Origin of the sequence: Sphingomonas sp. (assembly GCF_041661825.1) — a bacterium.
Taxonomy (GTDB): Bacteria; Pseudomonadota; Alphaproteobacteria; order Sphingomonadales; family Sphingomonadaceae; genus Sphingomonas.
In genome coordinates, this window is record NZ_JBAZTU010000003.1 from 548,780 (window position 1) to 566,946 (window position 18,167).

Consider the following 18,167-nt stretch of genomic DNA (forward strand, 5'->3'; position numbering starts at 1 on the left):
GAACGGCGGATGGAGCAGCAGCGGCCATCATGGCAGCAGCGGCTCGACCGGATCGAGCGGCGGTCCGCCGGCACCGGTTCCCGCCCCGCCGATGGTTCTCCTGTTCGGCGCGGCGGCAGCGGCGCTGGTGGCCCGCAAGCGCTTCGCCAAGAAGGCCGACGCTACGGCCTGACCTTCAGGCGCGGCATTCGGAAAAAGGCCCCGGCTCAACCCGGGGGCCTTTCTTGTTTGTCAGGCAGCCTTGATCGCCGATTCGATCTCCAGAATCGGGTGATTCGTCAGATCCTTGTCGAGTTCGCCGGTGATCCGGGCGCTCACTTCAGCATGATAATGTTTGCGCAGCTCCCCGAGCATGCGCGGCGGCGCGACGATGATCAGCGATTCGAACTCGTTGGCCAGCGCGCGGCGCCTGAGCAGATCGGCCGCATCGACGGCGAAGCGGTCCTCCTCCTGCTGGTGGAAATCCACTTCGTCCATCGTGCTCCGACCGTTGCCGACGCTGGAATAGGACAAGCCGGGCGCGTCGCTCTTCTGGTCGCTGTCCTTCGGGTTCGCCTGTTCCTCGGCATGTTCGACCACCAGGTTCGGATAGACCGCGTCACCCTCGTTGCGCAGGAACAGCATCTTGCGCCCATCGACGACGAGCACGGCGGCGTTGTGGGGGATCTGCATCAAGGGGTCCTTTCGGCTGTGATACCGGGATAACGCCCCGGCAGTGCCACGGGTTGCGCGCGCGCCGAGCCCCCGCCATAGCCTGCCGCCATGCACGATATCCGCCTGATCCGCGAAAACCCCGCCGCCTTCGACGCCGCCCTTGCACGCCGCGGGGTTGCGCCGGTGGCCGATACCCTGGTCGCCCTGGACGAGCGCCGCCGCGCACTGATCACTGAGGCGCAGGCCGGCCAGGCCCGCCGCAACGAGGCATCGAAGGCGATCGGCGCGGCCAAGGCATCGAAGGATGAGGCGACTGCTGCCGCGCTGATGACTGAGGTCGCCGCGCTCAAGGAGCGGCTGCCGGCGATCGAGGCCGAGGAGAAGGCGCTTGGCGAGGAATTGCACGGCAAGCTCGCTATCCTGCCCAATCTGCCGCTGGCGGATGTGCCCGATGGCGCGGACGAAGACGAGAATGCGCTGATCGCCGAGCACGGTACACCACGCGCCTTCGCGTTCGCAGCCAGGGAGCATGATGCGATCGGTCCGGCACTTGGCCTGGATTTCGAGACCGGCGTCGAGCTTGCCGGCGCGCGCTTTACCCTGGTGAGGGGCGCTGCGGCACGGCTCCACCGCGCGCTCGGCCAGTTCATGCTCGACCAGCTGTGCGACGGCCATGGTTACGAGCAGGTCGTGCCACCCTTGCTGGTCAAGGACGAGATCGTGTTCGGCACCGGCCAGCTGCCCAAGGCGGCCGAGGACATGTTTCGCACCACCGATGGCCGCTGGCTGATCCCGACCGCCGAAGTTTCGCTGACCAATATCGTGCGCGAGAAAATCCTGACCGAGGGCGAATTGCCGCTGCGCTTCGCTGCGCTCACGGCGTGTTTCCGCTCCGAGGCGGGCGCGGCGGGCCGCGACACGCGCGGCTTCATCCGCCAGCACCAGTTCGAAAAGGTCGAAATGGTCTCGATCGTCACGCCCGACGCCTCTGAAGGCGAGCATGAGCGGATGACGAGTTGTGCCGAGGGTATATTGACGGCGCTCGGCCTGCCCTTCCGCCGCATGAAGCTGTGCACCGGCGACATGGGCTTCACCGCAGCGCGCACCTATGACCTCGAAGTATGGCTGCCCGGCCAAGGCCGCTACCGCGAGATTTCGAGTTGCTCGACCTGCACCGATTTCCAGGCCCGCCGTATGAATGCGCGTTATCGGCCGGAGGGCGAGAAGGCGACGCGCTTCGTTCATACGCTCAACGGATCGGGCCTCGCGGTCGGGCGGACGCTGGTCGCGGTGCTGGAGAATTACCAGCAGGAGGACGGGTCCGTCGCGATCCCCGACGCCCTCCAGCCTTATCTGCGTGGGTTGAACCGGCTGGAGCCAGCCTGATGCGTATCCTCCTCACCAATGACGATGGCTATCACGCCCCGGGGCTCGAGGTGCTGGAGGAGATCGCCTCGGCCTTTTCCGACGACATCTGGATCGTCGCCCCGACCGAGGAGCAGTCGGGCGCAGGCCATTCGCTGACTCTGACCCGGCCGATCCGCGTGCGGCGCTTCTCCGACCGGCGATTTGCGGTTGCGGGCACGCCGACCGACTCGGTGATGATGGCGCTGGCGCGGATCATGAAGGATTCGCCGCCCGACCTGATCCTGTCGGGCGTCAATCGCGGCGCAAACCTGGCCGAGGACGTCACCTATTCGGGCACCGTCTCAGCGGCGATGGAGGGGGCGCTTGCGGGCGTCCGCTCCATCGCGCTGAGCCAAGTCTATTCGCGCGAGGGCATGGGCGATACCGTGCCGTTCGAGGCAGCCGCCGCCTGGGGCGAGCGCGCACTGCGCCCGCTGATCGATGCGCCGCTCGCGCCGCGCACGCTGGTCAATGTCAATTTCCCGGCAGGGCCTGCGGATGCGGTCAAGGGCATCCGCGTCGCGAACCAGGGCCTGCGCGATTACGGGCGGCTGCAGATCGTCACCAATCGCGATCCGCGCGGCTATGAATATCACTGGTTCGCGCTTGGGCCGACGGTCGAGACGCCTGCGCATTCGACTGACCTGGAAGCCGTCGCCGACGGCTATGTCGCGGTGACGCCGCTGCATCTCGACCTGACACACGTGGAATCACTGGCTATGCTTAACGCCGCCTATAGCTAAGGGGGGCGCATGGGGGGATTTCACGAGAGTCGCGCGCGCCACGTCATGCCTGTGATCCTGCTCGCGCTTCTCGCCGGCTGTATCCCGCAAAGCCAATCGGCCGATCCTTCTTATGGGCCGCCGCCGATCTCCTATGAGCGCCAGAGCATCGATGACGATGTGCGCAGCCCCGCCACCGCGCCGCCCGCCTGGCAGGCGCGTCCGGTCAGCGCCACGGCGCAGACGATCGGCGCCGGCAGCTATGTCGTCGAGCCAGGCGACACGCTGCGCGGCATCGCCGACCGTACCGGTGCCGGATCGGAAGCGATTGCCCGCGCCAACGGCCTGACGGCGCCCTTCGTGATCCGCGCGGGCCAGCGGCTCGCCATTCCGGCAGGCCGCTATCATCTGGTCCGCGCAGGCGAGACCGGGATCGCCATTGCGCGCGCTTACGGCGTCGACTGGTCGCGGATCATCTCGGCGAACGACCTGAGCGAGCCTTATACGCTGCGCGTTGGCATGCGCGTGCTGATCCCCGGCGGCCCGCAGACCGTGGCGGAGCGCGCCGCTGCCTTTCGCCTCGATGTCGACGACATCGTGACCGGTGGCGAGCCGGCGCTGGCCACGAACCAGCGCCCCGCCAAGCCGACCAGCTCGCCGGTCCGAGTCCTCCCCTCCTCCGCCGCGCTGGCCGAGCCGGCGCGGCTGCGCGGCGCCTTTGCCTGGCCGCTCAGGGGAAATATCGTCGCGCGCTTCGGGCCCGGCGCGAGCGGCGAGCGCTATAACGGCATCAAGATCGCCGCGCCGCTCGGCACGCCGATCCTGGCGGCTGCGGATGGCGTGGTGGCCTATGCCGGCAATGAGGTGGCCAATCTCGGGGGACTGGTCATCCTGAAGCATGGCGATGGCTGGACCACCGTCTACGGGCATGCCAGCCAGTTGCTCGTCCAGCGTGGACAGGCGGTGAAGAAGGGCCAGACCATCGCTACCTCGGGCGATTCCGGGCTGGCGGACCGGCCGGAACTGCATTTCGAGATGCGCAAGGGGCGCACGCCGGTCGATCCGCTCGGACAATTGCCGCCGCGCTAGCGACAGGCGCCGACGAATGCTAAGCGCCGCCGCATCATGACTGACTTCACCTCCGATCTGCTCCGCCTGCTCTCGACGCGCGGCTACATCCATCAGCTCACCGATGCCGCCGGCCTCGATGCGCTTGCGAACAAGCAGGTCGTGCCCGGTTATATCGGTTTCGACGCCACCGCGCCGTCGCTGCACATCGGCAGCCTCGTCCAGATCATGATGCTCCGCCGCATGCAGCAGGCCGGGCACAAGCCGATCGTGCTGATGGGTGGCGGCACCACCAAGGTGGGCGATCCGTCGGGCAAGGACGAATCGCGCAGGCTGCTCGACGATGCCGCGATCGCCGGCAACATCGCCTCGATCCGCGGCGTGTTCGAACGCTTCCTGACCTTCGGAGATGGCCCGACCGACGCCGTGATGGTCAACAATGCCGACTGGCTCGACGCGCTCGAATATATCCCGTTTCTGCGCGACGTCGGCCGGCACTTCACGATCAACCGCATGCTCGCCTTCGATTCGGTCAAGCTGCGGCTCGATCGCGAGCAGCCGCTGACCTTCCTCGAATTCAACTACATGATCCTCCAGGCCTATGATTTCCTGGAGCTGTCGCGCCGTATCGGCTGCCGGCTGCAGCTCGGCGGATCGGACCAATGGGGCAATATCGTCAACGGCATCGAGCTGACGCGCCGCATCGACAGCAGCGAAGTGTTCGGGCTGACCACGCCGCTGATCACCACCGCTGACGGTGCGAAGATGGGCAAGACGGCAAACGGCGCGGTCTGGCTCAACGCAGACCAGCTCTCCGCTTATGACTATTGGCAGTTCTGGCGGAACACCGACGACCGCGATGTCGGCCGATTCCTGCGCCTGTTCACGGACATCCCGCTCGACGAGATCGCGCGGCTCGAGGGGCTGCAGGGCGCCGAGATCAACGACGCCAAGAAGATCCTGGCGGACGCCGCCACTAGCCTGTGCCGCGGTGCAGATGCCGCCATCGAGGCAGCCGAAACCGCGCGCCGCACCTTCGAAGAGGGTTCGGCCGGGGATTCGCTGCCGACCTATATGGTCGAGGGTGGCGAGATCGTTATCGTCGACGCACTCGTCGCGCTCGGCCTGTGCGCGTCGAAGGGCGAGGCGCGGCGGCTGATCAAAGGCGGCGGCGCACGGGTCGGGGCGGAAAAGGTGACCGACGAAGCGCTGACCATCCGGGTGGGCGTCGACCCAGTGCGCATCGCCGCGGGCAAGAAGCATCATGGGCTTCTGGTCGCGGCACAGGGTTAATACCTAAGCTCCCGACCTAAGCCGTTGATGCGCCAGCGCTTCGCGAACGGGGCAAGGTGTCGTTAAACAGTTTCGTTTCGAGCGGATTCATTCCTGCGCTGTAGCCTTGCTGCTCTAGGGAGTGAGCAATGGCGGCATTCGGGAATGCGAGACCGGTAGACGAGCGCGGCACGCCGCGTGACGAGGTGCATTTCCGTACGCGCGCCTTCGGTCCCGACGCGCGCCCGGTGAACCTGCTGATCGTCAATATCTCGGCGCTGGGCCTGATGGCGCGGTGCGACGTGCCGTACAAGATCGGCGACCGGCTGACGATCACGCTGCCGGTGGTGGGCGTGATCTCCGCCGAGATCCGCTGGCTGCTTGGCGGCCGGATCGGCTGCGAACTCGACGACGCGATCGAGCTGGCCGATTATTACGACCTGCTCGCGGTGCTGCTGCGCGGTCGCTGACTCGCGGTTGAACCGCACGCGCCAGCGTGCGAGCAAGGGGCGACCATGCAGCCCTTCTCGATCAAACGACTGAGTCACTGGCTGGCGCCGGGCCTGCTGACGCTCTGTGCCGTCGCAACGGCGCAAGACCGCCCTTCTCCAGGGCTCAGGCAGTCGTTCGACATCTCCGTCCCACGGGCGCCGACACCGGTACAGCTCCAGGGCAAGGCTCAGCTCGTTTACGAGCTGCATTTCACGAATTTCAGCGACGAAGCGCTTGCGGTGAAGCGAGTCCGCGTCGTCGACCCGGCAGGCAAGACCCTCGCCGACTTCGCCGGCGACGCGCTGGGCCAGCGGCTGACGCTCCTGTCCGGCAAGGGGGCCATCGCGCCCGGACAGCGCGCCGTGCTGTTCGTGGAAGCGGATGTGTCGCTGACGGCCGTGCCGGGGGTGCTTCGCCACATCGTCGACTATGGGATGGCCGGCAGCAACGCGATCTTCACGACCCAAAGCGCAGCACTGAAGGTCGAGAGCGCTCTGCCCGTCATGCTCGGACCGCCTCTGGCCGGTGGCCCCTGGGCGGCGGTGCATGACCCTTCCTGGCCGCGCGGCCATCGGCGGGTGTTCTACACGATCGACGGGCGCGCGCGGCTGCCCGGCCGCTATGCGATCGATTTCATCCGGCTGGACTCACAAGGACGCACCACCGCCGGGGACGCGGACAGGACCAGCGACGCGTTCGGCTATGGCGACAAGGTGCTCGCGGTGGCGGACGGCGTGATCGTCGGGTTGCGCAACGACATGGCCGAGAGCGCGCAGATCTCCCGCAACCCCGCCCACCCGCTTGGCGAAGGGGCGGGCAATTACATCGCGCTGCGCCTGCAGGGCGGGCAGATCGCCTTTTACGAGCATCTGCGCCCGGGCAGCGTGCGGGTCAGGGCGGGCGAGCGGGTTCGTCGGGGCCAGGTGATCGGCGCGCTCGGCTTTACCGGCGATACCACCGGGCCACATCTCCATTTCCATCTGGCCGAGGCGAATTCGCTGCTCGGTGCCGAAGGCATCCCGTTCGTGTTCGACCGCTTCACCCTGCTCGGGCGAATCGACGACATGGCCCAGTTCGGCAAGGAGGCCTGGCGCGCGACGAAGGATTTCGCGCCCGAACGACGGCGGGAATGGCCCGGCTTCAACACGGTGCTTTCCTTCGATGCAGGGGAATCCCTTAGTCCCGCGACAACGCGGCGTTAAACGCGTCCGGACCACTCCATGAAGGTACGCGGCCGTGTATTCGCCGTGGTTCCGAGGACAAATTCATGGGTTTGGAACGCCATTCCATCACCGACAAACGAATCGACGAGCGTGTTCCCGTCTGCCACCGCACCCGCGCCGTCGGCCCCGCCGGCCAGCCGCTGTCGCTGGTGATCGTCGATCTCTCCGCCAACGGGCTGATGGCGCGGTGCGATACCGCACTTGCCGCCGGATCACGGATTCAGGTCCTGTTGCCCGTCATCGGCATGTGCTTCGCCGAGGTTCGCTGGTCGCTCGGCGGGCGGATCGGGTGCGAACTCGAGCAGCCGATCGGACTGGAGAGCTATTATGAGGTGGTGACGATGCTCACCCGCGAGACCGATACCCGGCGCTGAGCTCAGCCCGAGCGCAACAACGCCACGCCCGCGTCGCGCTCGAACAGGTACAGTGCCGTCCGCGCCGCCTGCCCACGGGGTCCTTCCAGCCCGCCGTCGCGATCGATCAGCAGCCGCGCATCGGCGGCGGCCGCCGGCAGCAGGGCCTCGAGCGTTTCCGCCGTCGCCAGCCTGAACCCGGCCTCGCCCGACTGTTTCGTGCCGAGCAATTCGCCCGCGCCGCGCAGCCGCAGATCCTCCTCGGCGATGCGGAACCCGTCATTGGTCTCACGCATCAATGCCAGCCGCGCACGCGACGTCTCGCCGAGCTGGTTGCCGCGGATCAGCAGGCAGATCGACCGCCCGCTCCCCCGCCCGACGCGCCCGCGCAACTGGTGGAGTTGAGCGAGGCCGAAGCGGTCGGCATGCTCGATCACGATGAGCGTCGCATTGGGCACGTCGACGCCGACCTCGATCACCGTCGTCGCCACCAGCACACCAGTCCGCGCGCCGGCGAAATCCGCCATCACTGCGTCCTTTTCCGGCCCCTTCATCCGGCCATGTACCAGCCCGACCCGGTCGCCGAACCGTGCGCGGAGCGTCTCCGCCCGATCCTCTGCCGCCGCGAGATCGCTCTTCTCGCTTTCCTCGACCAGCGGGCACACCCAATAAGCCTGCCCGCCGTCCGACAGATGCCGCGCCAGCGCATCGACGATCTCGGGCAGTCGCTCCTCGGAGATGACGCGCGTCTCGATCGGCTGACGCCCCGGCGGCATCTCGTCGAGCTGGCTGACGTCCATCTCGCCATAATTGGCGAGGGTCAGGGTGCGGGGGATCGGCGTCGCGGTCATCGCCAGCAGGTGGGGCGGCCTGTCCGCCTTGGCCTGGAGCATCATGCGCTGCGCCACGCCGAAGCGGTGCTGCTCGTCCACGACGACCAGGGCAAGGTCCTTGTAGGTCACTGCCTCCTGGAAGATCGCGTGGGTGCCGATCAGGATGTGGATCGCGCCCGAAGCGAGCCCCATCAGGGTCGCCTCGCGCACTTTGCCCTTGTCACGCCCGGTCAGCACGGCAATCTCGACCGGCAGGCCGCCGAGCTGGCGTCGAAGCGTATCATAGTGCTGGCGCGCCAGGATCTCGGTCGGTGCCAGCAGCGCGCCCTGCGCCCCGGCTTCGACCGCCATCAGCAGCGCCATCGCCGCGACCAGCGTCTTGCCCGATCCCACATCGCCCTGGAGCAGCCGCAACATCGGCTGGGATTGTTGCAGATCGCCCTCGATTTCGCGCACCGTCCGCGCCTGCGCGCGCGTCAGCGTGTAAGGCAGTTCCAGCGCGTCGCGCAGCCGCCCGTCGCCGGCAAGCGCCCTGCCCCGGCGCGCCTTGGACGATTGCCGCACCAGCATCAGCGCGAGTTGGTTGGCGAACAGCTCGTCATAGGCCAGCCGATCCTTCGCCTTGGCGTCGGAGGGATCGGCATGGACCCGGGCCAGCGCCTCGCGCCACGACGGCCAGCCATGTTTCGCCAGAAGCCCCGGCTCGATCCACTCAGGCAAATCGGGTGCCCGTTCTACCGCCTGCGCGGTCAACTGCCCCATCCGCCGCGAGGTGATCCCTTCCGATAGCGGATAGATCGCCTCGCGCTCGCCAACATCGGGCGCCTCGTCGAGCGGCAGCACATAGTCCGGATGGACCATCTGCAATTCTTGCCCGTACATCTCCAGCCGTCCCGACACCCGGCGCGGCTCACCGGTCGGCAGCAATTTCTTCGACCAGCCCGGATGTCCGCCGAAATAAATCAGGCTGATGTAGTTGCCCCTGGCATCGACCGCACGGACCCGGGCCGGCCCCCGCCCATTGCCCGAACGGTGCTCGACCGCGGTCAGGGTGATCGCGATCGTCCGCCCGGCATCGGCCATGTCGAGCTCTTCGCGGGGCACCCGGTCGATCCAGCCGGTCGGCAGATGGAAGGCTATGTCGAGCACGCGGTGCAGGCCGAGCTTGTCCAGCGGCTTGGCCAGCCCGGGGCCGACGCCTTTCAATGCCGTAATCTCGGCGAACAATGGATTGAGGATATCGGGCCGCATGACTATCTGACCCTTACCTAGTCCCAGCCGACGGTTGCTCCAAGCACCGCCGGCCAATTGCCGTTGGAAATATATGGATCGAGCAACCCGCCTGAAACGCCTGCACTTTCGTGCATGGCACCGCGGCACCAAGGAAGCCGATTTGCTGATCGGCGGTTTCTGCGACGCCGCCTCGTCCGGATGGAGCGACACGGAGATCGATCTGTTCGAGGAACTGCTCGAGGAGCAGGATGTCGACATCATGGCCTGGGCGATCGGCACCGATATCTGCCCGGCGCGGTACGAAGGGCCGATCATGGAAGCGATGCGTGTTTTGACGTACGTGCCGATTTCCCGCTGACCCCGTAAAAGCCCCTCCCCTTCAGGGGAGAGGTTGGGGGTGGGGCAGCAAGGCTCGATGCCTCGAACCTTGCTCCAACGAAGCGCCCCTGAGTCTTAGAAGGCGCGCAGACGCGCGCACCCACCCCCAACCCCTCCCTTTCAAGGAGGGGGGAGCAAGAATGCCCGACCTGAACAAGATTCTCTCGGCCAGGACGCCCCTCACCCTTGCCGGCGTGCCGACGGGGTTCGAGCCGTGGCTGCTCGCCGACCTGGGCCGCGCCGCGAAAACCCGTGCGGTGTTCATAGCGCCCGACGAGGCAGCGATGCGCGCCATCGCGGCGACTGCTGCCGTGTTCGCGCCCGAGCTGGAAGTCCTGACCTTCCCCGCCTGGGACTGCCTTCCCTATGACCGCGCCTCGCCGACGCTCCATGTCATGGCCGAGCGCATGGCCACGCTGCACCGCCTGCAGCAACCGACCAAGGGCCCGCAGCTCCTCCTCACCACCGCCAACGCCGCCGCCCAGCGCACCCTCACCCCGTTTCGCATCCGCCAGCTCGTCGCCACCCTCGCCCCCAAGGAGCGCATCGGCCGCGATCGCCTGGCCGAGCAGCTTCAGGCGAATGGCTATGTCCGGGTGGAAACCGTCGCCGATTCGGGCGAGTTCGCGGTGCGCGGCGGTCTGGTCGACCTGTTCCCCTCGGGCGCCGAACAGGCACTCCGCCTCGATTTCTTCGGCGACGAGATCGAATCGGTGCGCACCTTCGACCCCGCCGACCAGCGCACCACCGGCCGGATCGAGGGCTTCACCCTGCTCCCCGCCTCCGAGACACTGCTCGACGAGGACAGCATCAAGCGCTTCCGCAGCCGCTATCGCGAGCGCTTCGGCGCCACCGCGACCGGCGATCCGCTCTACCAGGCGATCAGCGACGGCCGCCGCCTTGCGGGCATGGAGCATTGGCTGCCGCTGTTCGAAGAGAAGATGGCGACCTTGTTCGACCATCTCGGCGCGGATCCCGTCGTCGTCCGCGACGCTGGCGTGCTCGGTGCGGCGGAGCAGCGTTTCGAGGCGATCACCGATTACCATGCCAATCGCGTCAAGGCGCAGTCGAGCGATCCCGGCAGTTACCGGCCGCTTCCGCCAGACGCGCTGTATTTGACCGCGAACGACTTCGCCGAGCGGCTGCAGGAGACCCCAGCCCATCTCACGACCCAGTTCCATGAGCCCAAAAGCGCCACCGTCCTCGACTTCAATGTCGACGGTCCGCGCGATTTCGGTGCGGAACGGTCGAGCGGTGCGAATGTCTATGAAGCCGTCGTCCATCACATCGCGACGCTCCGCCGCGACGGCCGCAAGCCGATCCTCGCCAGCTACTCGACCGGCGCGCGCGAGCGGCTGTCGTCGCTTCTCGCCGATCATGGGCTGAAGGCCGGGATCAAAGTCGATACCTGGCAGGAAGCGCTCAGCGCTGCCGACAAGGGAATCGCCCTGATCGTCCTGCCGCTCGATCATGGCTTCACCACCCCGGACGTAGCCCTCCTCACCGAGCAGGACATGCTCGGCGACCGCCTCGTCCGCCGCGCCAAGCGCAAGAAATCCGCCGACGCCTTCCTCGCCGAACTGGCGATGCTCACGCCCGGCGATCTGGTCGTCCATGTCGATCACGGCATTGGCCGCTATGAAGGCCTGACCTCGATCCCGGTCGGCCAGAGCCCGCATGATTGCGTCGCGCTGACCTATGCCGGCGGCGACAAATTGTTCGTGCCGGTCGAAAATCTCGAAGTCCTGTCGCGCTACGGCTCGGACAGCGAAGGCGCGAGCCTCGACAAGCTCGGCGGCGAGGCCTGGCAGCGCCGCAAGAGCCGCATGAAGGAGCGGATCCGCGAGATCGCGGGCGAGCTGATCGCGACCGCCGCCGAACGCGCGCTTCGTCCCGCCGATGTGATCGAACCCGACCAGAGCGGCTATGCAAGCTTCGTCGATCGTTTCCCGTACGAGGAAACCGAAGACCAGGATCGCGCGATCAACGACGTGCTCGGCGATCTTGCCACCGGCACGCCGATGGACCGGCTCGTCGTCGGCGATGTCGGCTTCGGCAAGACCGAGGTGGCGCTCCGCGCTGCCTTTGCCGCGGCGATGTCCGGACTGCAGGTCGCTGTGGTCTGCCCGACCACCCTGCTCGCGCGCCAGCATTTCCAGAACTTCACTGCGCGCTTCGAGGGCTTCCCGCTCAATGTCGGCCGCCTCTCCCGCCTCGTTCCCGCCGCCGAGGCCAAGGCGACGCGCGAAGGCATCGAGAACGGCACGATCGATGTGGTGATCGGCACCCACGCGATCCTCGCCAAATCGGTCGCGTTCAAGCGGCTGGGCCTGGTCGTGGTCGACGAGGAACAGCGTTTCGGCGTTACCCACAAGGAGCGGCTGAAGGCGCTCAAGACCGACGTCCATGTGCTCACGCTCACCGCGACGCCGATCCCACGCACCTTGCAGATGGCAATGTCGGGCCTGCGCGAGTTGTCGGTGATCCAGACCCCGCCCGTCGACCGCCTCGCGGTTCGCACCTATATCATGCCATGGGACCCGGTCGTGCTGCGAGAGGCGCTGCTGCGCGAGCATTATCGCGGCGGGCAGAGCTTCTTCGTCACGCCGCGCGTCGCCGATGTTCCCGATATCGAGCAGTTCATGCGCGAACATGTGCCCGAGGTGCGGGCCGTCACCGCGCACGGCCAGATGTCCCCGACCGAAGTCGAGGAACGCATGTCCGCGTTCTACGACAAGAAGTTCGAGGTGCTGATCTCCACCACCATCGTCGAGAGCGGCCTGGATATCCCAAGCGCCAACACGATGATCATCCACCGCGCCGATCGCTTCGGCCTTGCCCAGCTTTATCAGCTGCGCGGGCGCGTCGGCCGGGCGAAGACCCGCGCTTATGCCTATCTCACCACCCCGCCGGATCGGATCGTCACCGAGACGGCGGAGAAGCGTCTCAAGGTCCTGTCAGATCTCGACAGCCTCGGCGCGGGGTTCCAGCTCGCCAGCCACGATCTTGATATCCGCGGCGCCGGCAATCTGCTCGGCGACGAGCAGTCGGGGCATATCAAGGAAGTCGGCTACGAACTCTACCAGTCGATGCTGGAAGAGGCGATCATGGACGCCAGGGCCGGCGGCCTTGCCCAGCGCCCGCGCGACTTCTCGCCGCAGATCACGGTCGATGCGCCGATCCTCATCCCGGAGGACTATGTCCCCGATCTCGACCTGCGCATGGGCCTGTATCGGCGCCTGAACGATCTCGACGAATCCCAGGCGATCGAGGCCTTCGCCGCCGAGCTGATCGACCGGTTCGGTCCGCTGCCCGATCCGACCGAGAATCTGATCCGCCTCATCGAGATCAAGCTCAACGCGAAAAAGGCGTGCGTGGCAAAGATCGATGTCGGCCCGCGCGGCGCGCTGGTCAGCTTCCACGACGACAAGCCGCCCAACATCGACGGCCTGCTTGCCTGGATCGCGCGGCTCGACGGGGTCGCGAAGCTGCGGCCCGACTCCAAGCTGGTGATCAACCGCACCTGGGGCGACCCCAAGGCCCGTCTCAACGGCGCGCTGCAGCTGTCGAAGGGGCTGGCCAAAGCGGCGGGGTAGCCCTTCAGTCCGTCATGCCGGACTTGTTCCCGCATCCACCGTGCCGCAAATTCTCCGGTCATTGAGATCGCGGCACAGTGGCCCCGGGACAAGCCCGGGGTGACGACCCTTGATTGTGCGATCACATTTCGAAAGTGATCTTCACCGAGGGCGCGCTGCGCTCGGCCTCGCCGTGGAAGACCGCCTCGATATTGTTGCCGTCCGGATCGATCAGGAAGGCGGCGTAATAGCCGGGGTGATAGGGCCGTTCGCCCGGCGCGCCATTGTCCTTCCCGCCGGCGTCCAGCCCCGCCTTGTGAAAGGCCTCGACCATCGCGCGGTCCGCCGCCTGGAACGCCAGGTGATGCCGCCCGGTCAAATGCCCTTGTGCCGCCTTGCTGTCGGCGGTCGAGACGAACAGCTCGTCCACCCAGAAATAGTCGTCGGACTCCCCGCCGATCGGCACGTCCAGCACGTCGAAGACCGCCCCGTAAAAACGCCGGCTTGCTGGCAGGTCGCGCACCACGAGCTGAATATGGTCGATCAGCCTGCCACGATGAAGTTCCTGTGCTTCCATGCTCTCCTCCTGGGTTAGCGAACCGAACGGAGAAGCCGGCCACCTGTTCCCGAGGTCGCGTTGATTTGTCGGGCAGGCGCAGGATTCGAGCGGCCATTCCGGCACGACCGACCGCATCCGATGGCGGAGGCGCGCCTGAAAAACCTCCAATATGGATCGTTCGATTACCGATCCTTCACAACGACTTGCGACATTGGCCCCGCAAAGGGGGGAATCCATGGGGCAGATAGCCTATCTCCAGCGCTGGAACGCGCTGCACGAGACCATCGCTCGCATGCAGGGGGCGGGATCGGTCGAGGGCGCGATCGAGGTGGTGCGGGAAACCGCTCGGCATGTCACCGGCGCCGAGGGTGTCACGGTCATTCGCCGTATCGGCGACGAGGTCGCGTATATCGCCGAGGATGCGATCAGCCCGTTATGGACCGGTCAGCAATTCCCGATCGAGCGCTGTATCTCGGGCCTCGCCATCCTGCACAACCGGCCGATCGTCATCCCCGATATCGAGCATGACGCGCGTGTGCCGCTGAACCTTTATCTGTCCACCTTCGTGCGCAGCATGGCGATGTTCCCCGTCGGTACGCCGATCCCGAGCGCCGCCATCGGCGCTTATTGGCGCAGCCGCCACGATATCGACGGCCGATCGATCATGCTGCTTTCCGCCTTGGCTCGCGCACTGGGCACCGTGCTCGACATTCTTCCCGCCACCGCGAGAGCCCGCACGGAACCGCCTGAGCTGCGCCGGGCGGGCTGAGCGATCAGCGCGTTGCCGGCAACAACTTCGGGTTGCGCAGCAGCGCCGCCGACACCAAAGCGACGAGCAGGCCGACCGGGAACATCTCCATAAAGGTCATCGGGATACGGTATAGCGGGTTGCGATAGTTCACCCGAACCTGCTCCCACTCGGCCATTTGCCTTGCAATAGTGGCGGCTGGAACCCCCGCAGCCTGCTTCGCGCGGGCAATTCCGGCAATGTAATTGTCCATGAACACATAGTTGGTGGAGGCGAGATAGATTTCCCAGACGAGCGCATAAGCAAGCCCCGCGACCACTGCGATCGAGAGGCCCAGTCCGAAGGCGCGGACGAACGTGATGACCCCGCCCCGCTCGATATCGCGATAGCGCTTCACCCCAACGAAGATGAAGGTCAGTGCCACCAGCATGACGAGATAGCCGAACCATTCCGAGCTGAAGAAGCTGCCCTGCTCGCTGAAGACGATGCCGGCGAGCATGGTCAGGATGATGACGAGGCCCGACAACGACCCATAGATGAAGGCGTATTTCACGATTCCAGACTCCCGCTGTTGAAGGCCGGAAAGGGCAGGAAAGCGCCCATCTCGCCAATCGCCCGAACGGGTGATTTTCGCGAGATCGCCCTCATGCCCGATCCGCCGGCGGGATCAGCGCCAGGAACCGCGCCTTCTCCACCGCCGGGATGCGCCGCTGCACCTCCAGCTTCTCGTAGAGGCGCGCGACATGAGTCTTGATCGTGTGCGGCGAAATGCCAAGCGTACGGGCCAGCTCCTTGTTCGACTGGCCCGAGGCGAGCAGTTCGAGGATCTCGCACTCGCGCGGTGTGAGCCCGAGCGCCCGGATCGCCGCGTCGTTCCGCTCGAACGCCTGGCCCGCTGGTCTCGGCGTCAGCTGGCGCCCGACCCAGATGCCCAGCGCAATGAAACCGGCCGCCAGCAGCGCGATATAGATCTCAGTCGAAAAGGCCCGGGTGAGATAGCGATATTGCAGCCATTCGAGCGCACCGACCGAAGCGGCCAGCAGGATCGCGTAGAGAATGACCGTCCGCACCATCACACGAAGCTGCCAGAAAAGACGGTGACAGGCGAGAGGGCGGCCCCTCCCCTCAGCTGCTGTGATCCGCGACGATCTTCCAGCCTTCCCGCTGTTTCTCGAACAGCAGCGAGGTGGGGCCGGTCTGGTCCGCCGCGCCCGCGACCTTCAACCGGTAGCGCGCGACGAGCAGGGCGTGCGACGGATCGATCGGGCGGAAGGCCATTTGCTCGAAGCTCAGCGCACCGCGTTTCGCCGCTGCCTCCGGCGCAAAGCGCGGCGCATAGCGCGCGGCGATCGCCGCCTTGCCGCGGATCACCCCGTCGCCGACCACGAAGGTCGCATCCTCGGCATAGACCGCCATGAAACGATCGAGATCGCGCGCCGTCCAGCCGGCTGCGCTGTCCCGCATGACCGCCATGATCGCGGCGTTGGCGTCCTCGCACGGCGCGGCGGCAGCCGGCACCACCAGCGCGATGACGGCGAGCGCTGCGAGCGCCCTCATGAGACGGGCTCCATCAACGCCACCAGCGCCTCGGTCGAGATCGCTTCGGAGCGGAGGAAGCCCTGATAGATCTGGCACCCATCCTTCGCGAGCAGGTCCAGCTGCTGCTGGGTCTCCACACCCTCCGCGATAACGACCAGGCCGAGCGAGCGCGCCATGTCGATCACGCCGCGCACCACCACCCGGTCGCGCGTCGTGCCGGTGATGTCCTGAGTCATCTTCTTGTCGATCTTGAGATAATCGAGCGGCAGCGACTTGAGATAGGCAAGGCTCGAATAGCCCGTCCCGAAATCGTCGATCGCGACACGCACCCCAGCGCTGCGCAAGGTCGCGAGCAAGGTCGAGGCGATGCCCAGATCCTCGATCAACCCGCTCTCGACGATCTCCACTGTCAGGCGAGACCGGAGAAAGCCGCTCGCATCGACCCGGTCGAGGAACAGATCGGCAAAACCCGGCCGCGCGATATCGCCCGCGGTCAAGTTGATCGACAGGCGAAGGCTGCGTAGCGCAGCCGGCCACGCCGCTGCCCGGTCCAGCGTGATGCGCTGGATATGGTCGGAAAGCCCGATCTCGAGATCGGCGCGCGCCGCCGCCGCGAACAGGATCTCCGCGCCGATCGTGCCCAGCACCTGATGGTCCCAGCGCGCCAGCGCCTCGACCCCGACGATCGCACCGGTCGTGACCGACACCTGGGGCTGGAACAGGATGTCGATCTCGCCGCGCTCCATCGCATGGCGCAGTTCGACCGCGAGGGCATCGATCGATTCCTCTCCACCGCCCGCTTCAGCGACGCGCACCGTGGCGCTGTCGGAGGCGCGGGCATCGGCCAAAGCTTCGCTCGCCCGGCGGAGCAGGCTCGCGGCGGTATCGCCCGGCTCGCGCCCGGCGATACCGATCCGGCAGCCCAGCACGGCAATCGTCTCCCCCGTCACGAAGGGCCGCGCCAGTTCCCCGGCGATCCGCTCGGCGGCAAGGTCGACCCGGGCGCCGGCATCCTCGATCGCAACGAGGAATTCCGAGCCGCCGAGCCGCGCGACCAGCGCACCGCCCGCCGCCTCCTCGATCCGCTTGAATGCCGCACGGAGCAGCGCGTCACCCGTAGCGCGACCATAAGCGGCATTGACCATGTCGAACCGATTGAGCGCGACCAGCATCGCGGTCAGCGGCCGCCCCTCGGGATCGCTCAGCCGCCGCTCGACCCAGCGCCGCGCACTCCCGGCGTCGCGCGTACCGATCAGTGCGTCGCGCAGGACGGCCGCGGGTTCCGGAGCGCTGCCCAGCGGCTCGATCAGCGCGTCGATGCGCCCGGCCTTCGCATCATATTGGAGATGCTGCACGATTCGGCCGAGCCCCGTGAGATCGTGCGCGAACGCCGTCGCCTGCCGCGTCGCCGACAGCCGCCGGATCGATGCCATTGCCGCCCGGCGCTCGACCGGGTCGATCCGCCGCCACAGCGCGACCAGCTTGGGGTGCTCATCGACATCGAGCAGCCGGGCAAAGGCGGGCGTGAGCAACAGCGCGCGTGTCGCCACGTCGAGCCGCCAGCCGAGCGGCTCGGACGGTCCAGTCGCGCGCCAGTCCCCGGCCATGCGCTCGGCATGGCGCGCGGCATAGCGCAGCGCCTGAAGAAATTCGGCCTCGCTGAACGGGCTCGCGAGGAAGTGCGTCGCCCCGGCGTCATAGAAATCACCGATCGCGGTAGTGTCGCCGCGCGAGACCAGGGCGAGCAAGGCACCGCCATTGGCCGCGATCGCGCCACCCAGCGCTGACGCTGCCTCCCGCCCCTCGCTCAGTGCGCCGCGCGCATCGACTACCGCGACCGCTGCCCCGCTCGTCACGAACCGCCGTTCCGCCCCCGCCGCGCGCCGCGCCGCCACGACCTGCCAGCCGGCACCCGCCGCAAGCTCGGCAAGCTCGTCGCGCTGCCGGAACGACAGGATGAAAAGGGGCGCAGGGCCATGGCTGGGCTCGGCGTCGATCACGGTCTCCTGTTTTCTCCGTTCGCCCTGCGCTTGTCGAGGGACCGTCCAACCCCTTCATCACGGCTTTGGCGGCGAAGAACAAGGCTTGGGCGGTCCCGAAGCCGGACGGGA

At 66.9% G+C, this 18,167-nt stretch carries 17 protein-coding genes; 10 read left to right on the forward strand and 7 right to left on the reverse strand.

The genetic code is table 11. The features are described from left to right. Positions 1-231: 231 nt before the first annotated feature. Positions 232-672 (reverse strand): host attachment family protein, encoded by a 441-nt coding sequence (locus WC729_RS15510; RefSeq protein WP_372854332.1) that lies wholly within the window; start codon positions 670-672, stop codon positions 232-234. 90 nt (positions 673-762) lie between these two features. Here WC729_RS15510 and serS point away from each other — a divergent pair, with 90 nt between their 5' ends. The 7 genes from serS to WC729_RS15545 all read left to right on the forward strand — a co-directional run bounded on the left by serS (position 763) and on the right by WC729_RS15545 (position 7,212). After that, the gene (gene serS / locus WC729_RS15515) at positions 763-2,040 is read left to right on the forward strand and encodes a serine--tRNA ligase (protein ID WP_372854334.1); all 1,278 of its coding nucleotides are present in this window, start codon (positions 763-765) and stop codon (positions 2,038-2,040) included. Then, entirely contained in the window at positions 2,040-2,804 is a 765-nt protein-coding gene (gene surE / locus WC729_RS15520; protein WP_372854336.1) for a 5'/3'-nucleotidase SurE, read from the forward strand. Before serS ends, surE begins: the two co-directional genes overlap by 1 nt. A 9-nt stretch (positions 2,805-2,813) precedes the next feature. Continuing rightward, a complete protein-coding gene (locus WC729_RS15525; protein WP_372854338.1) occupies positions 2,814-3,872 on the forward strand; it encodes a peptidoglycan DD-metalloendopeptidase family protein in 1,059 nt (352 codons plus the stop codon). A gap of 36 nt (positions 3,873-3,908) precedes the next feature. Further along, a complete protein-coding gene (tyrS, locus tag WC729_RS15530; RefSeq protein WP_372854340.1) occupies positions 3,909-5,144 on the forward strand; it encodes a tyrosine--tRNA ligase in 1,236 nt (411 codons plus the stop codon). Positions 5,145-5,272: 128 nt separating this feature from the next. Beyond that, the gene (locus tag WC729_RS15535; RefSeq protein ID WP_372854342.1) at positions 5,273-5,593 is read left to right on the forward strand and encodes a PilZ domain-containing protein; all 321 of its coding nucleotides are present in this window, start codon (positions 5,273-5,275) and stop codon (positions 5,591-5,593) included. A 45-nt stretch (positions 5,594-5,638) separates the two neighbouring features. Next, complete coding sequence (locus tag WC729_RS15540) at positions 5,639-6,817, forward strand: M23 family metallopeptidase (protein ID WP_372854344.1); 1,179 nt, start codon at positions 5,639-5,641, stop codon at positions 6,815-6,817. 65 nt (positions 6,818-6,882) lie between these two features. Next, on the forward strand, positions 6,883-7,212 hold the full coding sequence (locus tag WC729_RS15545; protein WP_372854346.1) for a PilZ domain-containing protein: 330 nt from the start codon (positions 6,883-6,885) through the stop codon (positions 7,210-7,212). Between the two features lie 2 nt (positions 7,213-7,214). Here WC729_RS15545 and recG read toward each other — a convergent pair whose 3' ends face one another. Beyond that, positions 7,215-9,275, reverse strand: coding sequence for an ATP-dependent DNA helicase RecG (gene recG / locus WC729_RS15550; RefSeq protein ID WP_372854348.1), 2,061 nt, complete (start codon positions 9,273-9,275; stop codon positions 7,215-7,217). Between the two features lie 73 nt (positions 9,276-9,348). Here recG and WC729_RS15555 point away from each other — a divergent pair, with 73 nt between their 5' ends. Both WC729_RS15555 and mfd read left to right on the forward strand, forming a co-directional pair. Further along, complete coding sequence (locus WC729_RS15555) at positions 9,349-9,615, forward strand: succinate dehydrogenase assembly factor 2 (protein WP_372854350.1); 267 nt, start codon at positions 9,349-9,351, stop codon at positions 9,613-9,615. A gap of 160 nt (positions 9,616-9,775) precedes the next feature. Beyond that, positions 9,776-13,231: a transcription-repair coupling factor gene (gene mfd / locus WC729_RS15560; RefSeq protein ID WP_372854352.1), complete on the forward strand. Its 3,456-nt coding sequence runs from the start codon at positions 9,776-9,778 to the stop codon at positions 13,229-13,231. A gap of 121 nt (positions 13,232-13,352) precedes the next feature. Here mfd and WC729_RS15565 read toward each other — a convergent pair whose 3' ends face one another. Further along, positions 13,353-13,787, reverse strand: a complete 435-nt coding sequence (locus WC729_RS15565) for a VOC family protein (protein ID WP_372854354.1) — start codon at positions 13,785-13,787, stop codon at positions 13,353-13,355. Positions 13,788-14,004: 217 nt separating this feature from the next. Here WC729_RS15565 and WC729_RS15570 point away from each other — a divergent pair, with 217 nt between their 5' ends. Beyond that, positions 14,005-14,538: a GAF domain-containing protein gene (locus tag WC729_RS15570; RefSeq protein ID WP_372854356.1), complete on the forward strand. Its 534-nt coding sequence runs from the start codon at positions 14,005-14,007 to the stop codon at positions 14,536-14,538. Between the two features lie 4 nt (positions 14,539-14,542). Here WC729_RS15570 and WC729_RS15575 read toward each other — a convergent pair whose 3' ends face one another. From WC729_RS15575 to WC729_RS15590, 4 genes are all read right to left on the reverse strand, one after another. Beyond that, the gene (locus WC729_RS15575) at positions 14,543-15,070 is read right to left on the reverse strand and encodes a DUF4199 domain-containing protein (RefSeq protein WP_372854358.1); all 528 of its coding nucleotides are present in this window, start codon (positions 15,068-15,070) and stop codon (positions 14,543-14,545) included. A gap of 91 nt (positions 15,071-15,161) precedes the next feature. Beyond that, positions 15,162-15,590, reverse strand: coding sequence for a response regulator transcription factor (locus tag WC729_RS15580; RefSeq protein WP_372854360.1), 429 nt, complete (start codon positions 15,588-15,590; stop codon positions 15,162-15,164). A gap of 52 nt (positions 15,591-15,642) precedes the next feature. Beyond that, entirely contained in the window at positions 15,643-16,074 is a 432-nt protein-coding gene (locus tag WC729_RS15585; protein ID WP_372854362.1) for an SgcJ/EcaC family oxidoreductase, read from the reverse strand. Beyond that, on the reverse strand, positions 16,071-18,056 hold the full coding sequence (locus WC729_RS15590) for a putative bifunctional diguanylate cyclase/phosphodiesterase (protein WP_372854364.1): 1,986 nt from the start codon (positions 18,054-18,056) through the stop codon (positions 16,071-16,073). Before WC729_RS15590 ends, WC729_RS15585 begins: the two co-directional genes overlap by 4 nt. Positions 18,057-18,167 lie beyond the last annotated feature (111 nt).